General features: G+C 25.7%; 5 protein-coding genes and 1 tRNA gene. 3 read left to right on the forward strand and 3 right to left on the reverse strand.

What is annotated here, in order from left to right:
* Positions 1 to 239 (reverse strand): PHP domain-containing protein (locus Q4A58_RS06315; protein WP_303117566.1); only part of this gene is annotated, 239 nt, incomplete at its 3' end.
* 134 nt (positions 240 to 373) lie between these two features.
* Here Q4A58_RS06315 and Q4A58_RS06320 point away from each other — a divergent pair.
* Positions 374 to 450: transfer RNA gene (locus tag Q4A58_RS06320), tRNA-Met, on the forward strand.
* A gap of 390 nt (positions 451 to 840) precedes the next feature.
* On the forward strand, positions 841 to 1,758 hold the full coding sequence (gene cysK / locus Q4A58_RS06325) for a cysteine synthase A (protein ID WP_303117568.1): 918 nt from the start codon (positions 841 to 843) through the stop codon (positions 1,756 to 1,758).
* A gap of 240 nt (positions 1,759 to 1,998) precedes the next feature.
* Here cysK and Q4A58_RS06330 read toward each other — a convergent pair whose 3' ends face one another.
* Positions 1,999 to 4,884: a DUF3427 domain-containing protein gene (locus Q4A58_RS06330; RefSeq protein ID WP_303117570.1), complete on the reverse strand. Its 2,886-nt coding sequence runs from the start codon at positions 4,882 to 4,884 to the stop codon at positions 1,999 to 2,001.
* Positions 4,885 to 5,005: 121 nt separating this feature from the next.
* Between Q4A58_RS06330 and Q4A58_RS06335 the strand changes: the two genes are divergently transcribed.
* Positions 5,006 to 5,761 carry an NUDIX domain-containing protein gene (locus Q4A58_RS06335; RefSeq protein ID WP_303117571.1) on the forward strand — a complete coding sequence of 252 codons (756 nt, stop codon included), beginning with the start codon at positions 5,006 to 5,008 and terminating at the stop codon, positions 5,759 to 5,761.
* A gap of 42 nt (positions 5,762 to 5,803) precedes the next feature.
* On the opposite strand, the gene rpmB is transcribed toward Q4A58_RS06335, so the two are convergent.
* On the reverse strand, positions 5,804 to 6,061 hold the full coding sequence (rpmB, locus tag Q4A58_RS06340; RefSeq protein WP_303117573.1) for a 50S ribosomal protein L28: 258 nt from the start codon (positions 6,059 to 6,061) through the stop codon (positions 5,804 to 5,806).
* Positions 6,062 to 6,353 lie beyond the last annotated feature (292 nt).

Consider the following 6,353-nt stretch of genomic DNA (forward strand, 5'->3'; position numbering starts at 1 on the left):
AGAAAATAACCTAGAATATGAACTTCATTACCAGAGCTAGAGCAAGAAAACTCTATACCATTTACAAGTTCTAAATTATTTAGTTTAGCGTAAAAGTTAGCCTCTTCTAAGCCATTAACATTATCATGATCTGTTATAGCTATAGCTTTCATATTTTTTTTGACAGCCATTTCAACAATCTCTTTAGGGCTAAGACTACCATCAGATTCTGTTGTATGTATATGTAAATCTACTTCCATAAAAACCTCTTTTCTAATATATATTACATACTAACATAAAATACAGAATAAGTTAACAGAAAAATAAAAATTTTGAAAGTTGTAAAATAAAGTATTGACATTTGATAACTAGTATAGTATTATTATTTTGTTATGCCTAGGTAGCTCAGTTGGCTAGAGCATACGGTTCATACCCGTACGGTCGATGGTTCGAATCCATTCCTAGGCACCATTTATTTTTTAAGATAATGTATATTTATACAGCTCTCTAAAATATTACTTTAGAGAGTTTTTATTTTTGAATTTTAAATAGGCGAAATAAAAGTATGCACCAAATAGATTTATTTTTTAAGGTAAGTTTAGTTTTATGAATTGTCAAAGTAATAATATTGATTAAATTTTAGACGGTAAATTTATAAAATAAGTTATAAATTAGAAGAAAAAGAATTAATTATAGCTAAAAAATTAAAAACATTTTTTTAAGAACTTTTAAAAAAATATTTTTATTAATTAGTAATATAAAAATAAAAAAAAATGGAACTTTTAAAATAATTTTCTGTCTTCTGTTTTTATTTAGTTTTCTGTTATAAAATGAAAATAGGAGAAATTTAGGAGGTGTTTTATGATTGTAAATTCAGTAATTGACTTAATTGGGAATACACCGATAGTTAAAATTAATAATATTGATACTTATGGGAATGAAATTTTCATTAAGTTAGAAGGAGCAAATCCTGGTAGAAGTACAAAAGATAGGATAGCTTTAAGAATGATAGAAGAAGCTGAAAAAGAAGGACTTATAAATAAGGATACAGTTATAATAGAAGCAACGAGTGGGAATACTGGAATAGGTCTAGCTATGATTTGTGCTGTGAAAAAATACAAGTTGAAAATTGTTATGCCAGATACTATGAGTATTGAAAGAATTCAGCTTATGAAAGCCTACGGAACAGAGGTTATATTGACTGATGGAAAGTTAGGGATGAAAGCTTGTTTAGAGAAAGTTGAAGAAATTTGTGCTAAAGAATCTAATTGTTTTGTTCCCAATCAATTTTCAAATATAAACAATCCTAGAGCACACTATGAAACAACAGCAGAAGAAATTTTAAAGGATATGGGTAAAAATTTAGATGTATTTATTTGTGGGACTGGAACAGGAGGAAGTTTTTCAGGAACAGCTAAGAAATTAAAAGAGGTTCTTCCCAATATAAAAACATTACCAGTAGAACCTGCATCATCGCCTTTACTTTCAAAAGGTTATATAGGCCCTCATAAGATACAAGGTATGGGGATGAGTGCTGGAAAAATCCCAGATGTATATGAAGGTTCCTTAGCAGATGAAATTTTAACATGTGAATGTGATAGAGCGTATAAAGCTATGAGAGATTTAAGTTATAATGAAGGAATTTTAGCAGGAATTTCAACTGGAGCAGTTTTTGCAGCTGCTCTTGAATATTCAAAAAGAAATATTAATAAAAATCTTAAGATCTTAATATTAGCAACAGATTCTGGTGAAAAATATCTATCAAATATATGTGAATAAAAAATGGAGTTGTTATAAATTTTTTTAAAATTTTGTAACAACTCCATTACTTTTATTTTTTACTTTCTTGAATTTTTATAATTGTAGACAGCATAGCCAATATGAACCAGTTTAAGCCCTAAGAAGCTAGCTAGACCAATTTCTATAAGATCCATAAATCTCATCCTTTCATATATAAATATTATATCTTTCTTATATATGAATTATATAATGCTTTTTTATTTTTTGCAAGTAATTTTTTTAAAAATTGAAATAATTTAGTAAATCTTTTTTTAAGCCATACTTCAATCTAAAAATGTACTCAATCATACTTTTATTATTGATATCTTTAGTTTCATTGACATTTAAGATCTTGTCCACTTCTCCCAAATAATAAAAATTTTCACCATTTGATTTTTTTACAAAAACTAATATATTATAAAATCCTTTGGCTATTTTTCCTTCTACAGTATCTAGACCATTTTTTTGCAGATATCTGCTACTTTTAGAAAACCAGTTGAAACAGTGATTATCATAAAAAACATTTGTGTATATATTTCTAGCATTAGAATTTACCATAGTTATAAAAATCATAAGTATTTTTTCTTTATTAAATGCTGTATAGCCACTTACTTGATAACCATTATTAAAATCTAAATTTGCAAGCCAAAATGCTTCTTGTTTAGTGTATTCTCCATATAACTTTAGACTAATTTCATTTTCTTGTTCAAAATATTTTTTATAATATTTTAGATTATATTTAATTAAATCATCAATGAGATTTTTGAAATAAAGATTATTTTTATAACTATTTTTAAAGTTTTCACTTAAAGAGTATTCTCCATTTGTATTTTCTAAAATACTTGGATACGGCTTAATTTGTGATAAATTAATAAAGATTTCCTTAGCCAAATGCTTAAGAGCATTTTTTATATTTTTATCCTGTTTAAATAAGTAGTATTGACCACTAAATATATTAGAAATATCTTGAGAATTTAAACCTTGTTCATTTTTCTGTATTAAAAAAATTTTTAAGATAAGCATTTCATGAATTCTTTTAGCAGGGGTGAAAAAAGTAGATAAAAAAACTAAAAATTGTCTTTCTAAATTAGAAAGTTTACCCAGATTTAGCTGTGGCTGAATACTTTTTAAAACGGAGTCATAATCTTTTTTGTATTTCAAAATAACACAGGGGTCTATCATATTTTTATCAAAGAAATCTACGAGCATAGGAATTCTTCCCAATTGTTTTTTTAATAGTTTAAAATCTTGCTCTATTAACTTCTTATTTGAAAAGTTAGATTGATTAATATTTTCAAAAATTCTCTCTTTTGAAATTTCATCAAAACTTATACTACTCTCACCTGGAAGCATGTTTGTAGCATTCATCATAAAGCGTTTCATAGAGTCTTTATCGAAGTTAGAATTCTGAGAAATTGCTATTGGAATTAAAAAGTTTTTATCATAATTTGCTATAAAATCTAAAATAACAGTGTAGTCTTTATTCTTATTTTTCCGTAAGCCACGTCCTAACTGTTGAATATATATTATTGAAGATTGTGTTGGTCTTAAAAAAATTACTTGATTAATACAAGGTATGTCAATACCTTCGTTAAAAATATCAACAGAGATTATAAATTCAATTTCACCTTGTTCTAATTTTTTAATAGTTTCCTCTCTTTCAATATCTGAATTTTGTGAACTTAAAGCGATTGCATTTCTTCCCAATTCATTAAATTTTTTAGCTAGTATTTTAGCCTCTTCTACATTGGAAACAAAGATTAAAGCATGTAATTTATCACCACTGTAACCATAATAATTACTTTTTTCCAAGATATGTAAAACCCTTTGATCAGAAGTTAGAAGCCTTAAAGAACTTTTATTGTCTATGCTTTCACCATTTATAATTAAATCAGAAATACCAAAGTAATGAAAAGGACAGAGTAAGTCTTCCTGCATTGCTTGATGTAAACGAATTTCATAAGCAATATTGTAATCAAAAAATTCATAAATATTAAATTTATCAGGTCTTTCTGGAGTAGCAGTAAGACCTAATAAGAAATTTGGTTCAAAATAATTTAGTATTTTTTGATAAGTTTTAGCAGCACTGTGATGAACTTCATCGACAATTATATAATCAAAGAAATCTTTAGGGAAATTTTGTAGATTTTCTTCCTTATTAAGTGTTTGAATCATTGCAAAAGTAATGGACTTATCTTCTTTAATAAAGTTATTATTAAAATTAGAACCGTTCAATTCGTCATCAAATAAGTTAGCTTTATTTTTTTCAAAAATTTTCATTTTTCTAGTTCTAAAAATTTTTTTAAAGCTACTCATAGATTTCTCTAAGATTATTCTTCTATGGGCAATAAAAAGAATTCTTTTTGCCTTATATTCTTTTGCTGCAAAGGCACTTAAATAAGTTTTTCCAGTTCCTGTTGCGCTTATTAATAAAGCTTTGTTTTTTTTGAAAGATAAATCTTTTAAATTTTTTAAAGCTTCCTTTTGCATAAAATTTGGTTCAATAATTGAAAAATCAGTAGATTCAGGGTATGAAAATCTGATTTTTTTAAAATCATCGTATCTTTTTTTGTACTCTTTTATCTCTTCATTTGAAGGTTTACTTAAAGAATCAAAAATTTTATAAAACTTTTCCAAACTAGATTTAACGATTTTACCATTTGAAAGAGAATTAATTTTTAAATTCCATTCAAGATTAACAGTTAAAGCTGCCTGAGTGAGATTAGAGCTACCAACTATTAAGGTCCAAAGATTTCCCTTTCTAAAAAAATAGGCCTTGGGATGAAATTTCTTGTTGTTGATAATTTTTAATTCAATATTTTTGTATGAAAGAAGTTTATCAAGAGCTTTAGGTTCAGTGAAATTTAAGTAGTCACCAGTTAAAATTTTACCTGGGATGTTTCTGTCTTCTAATTTTTTAAATTCTTCTAAAAATAGAGTCAAACCACCAATAGTTATAAACGCAACAGAAAAAATAAATTCATCACAGTTTTCTAGTTGTTCCCTTAAAATTGTTATAATCTTTTCTTCATCATTACTAATTAAAGAATGCTGAAAATTTATATTTGAATCTAAATTAGAATCAAAAATTGATGTTTCAATAGATTTGTTAATTATATTTTTCAAATTTTTACCTCTTATAAAATTTTTTATTTCATCATAGCATACTTAAGTTTAAATATGAAGAAAATTGAATTTATAAATTTTATATTATATAATTTCAATAAAGAATAAGGGAGGATAATTTATGATAACAACTCTTTGTTATTTAGAAAAGGAAGGAAAATATCTGATGCTTCATAGAACAAAAAAACAAAATGATATAAATAAAGGGAAATGGCTAGGTGTAGGAGGGAAGCTTGAAAAAGGTGAAAGCCCAGAGAAATGCTTGTTAAGAGAAGTGAAAGAAGAAACATCATTGATAATAAATAATTATGACTTTAGAGGAATAGTAGTTTTTAATTTTAATGATGAAAAGCCACTTTATATGTACTTATATACTTCAAATGATTTTTATGGTAAAATAAAAAATTGTAGTGAAGGAGACTTAAAATGGATTGATAAAGAAGAAGTCTTTAAACTTAATTTATGGGAAGGAGATAGAATTTTTTTAGATTTAATAAGAGGAAAGTGTCCTTTTTTTTATTTGACATTAAATTATGAAGATGATAATTTATTGTCCTATAACTTAGAATTTAAAGAGGAATTTACAAATTTTGAAGTTTTTGTTCCTGAGAATTATGTAAAAAATATAGTAGATAGTCTTAAAGAGTATTCTTTACTAAATGAGGGTTTTTATGCAGATGTTTATGCTACTTCAGATGTTATAGGACACTGGACCACTCTTTCGGGAGCTAAACCTTTTAATGGAGAGATTGGAAAAGAGAGTGTAGCAAAAGAAAAGCTAATGAAGTTTAGGGTTAAGAAAGAATTTAAGGATTTGGCTTACTATTTAATAAAGAAAGCTCATCCTTATGAAGTTCCTGTTATAAATATGTATTAAAATAAAAAAAGGCAGTTCAAAATTGCCTTTTTGTTATTTAAGTTATTTAGCTAAATGTTTTGCTAATCTTTCGCTAAGAGTATCAGCATTTGCCTTTAAAATTCTCATAACTTCAACTTCTGAAGCCCCTTTTAAAGTCTTTAAAGTTCTTGCACAAACTTTAATTTTTATTGGAGAACCATTAACCATTATAGTTGTAACTTGTAGATTAGGTTTCCAAACTCTTCTAGTAAGCCTATGAGAGTGAGATATTTTATTTCCACTTATAAGACCTGTTCCAGTAATTTCACATCTTTGCATTATTAGCACCTCCTTAAATATATCATTATATAATACGCATTGTATTATATCACCAAATTTATAAAAAAGCAATAATATTTTTTTTAAAAAAATTTATCAGTTCTTCCGTACTATTATAAAAATGTAATATAAGTTAAGATAAAGTATTTAAGTAAAAAATATAGATTTATTTATATAAAAATGTCTACTTAATAATTGAAAGTATTAGAAAAAAATTTTTTAAAAAAATAAAAAAATTAAGTTGACAAAAAATAATAAAGGTGGTAAGATAACAAATGTCCACTTGAGAAAG

The organism is Fusobacterium sp., assembly GCF_030528405.1.
GTDB lineage: Bacteria > Fusobacteriota > Fusobacteriia > Fusobacteriales > Fusobacteriaceae > Fusobacterium.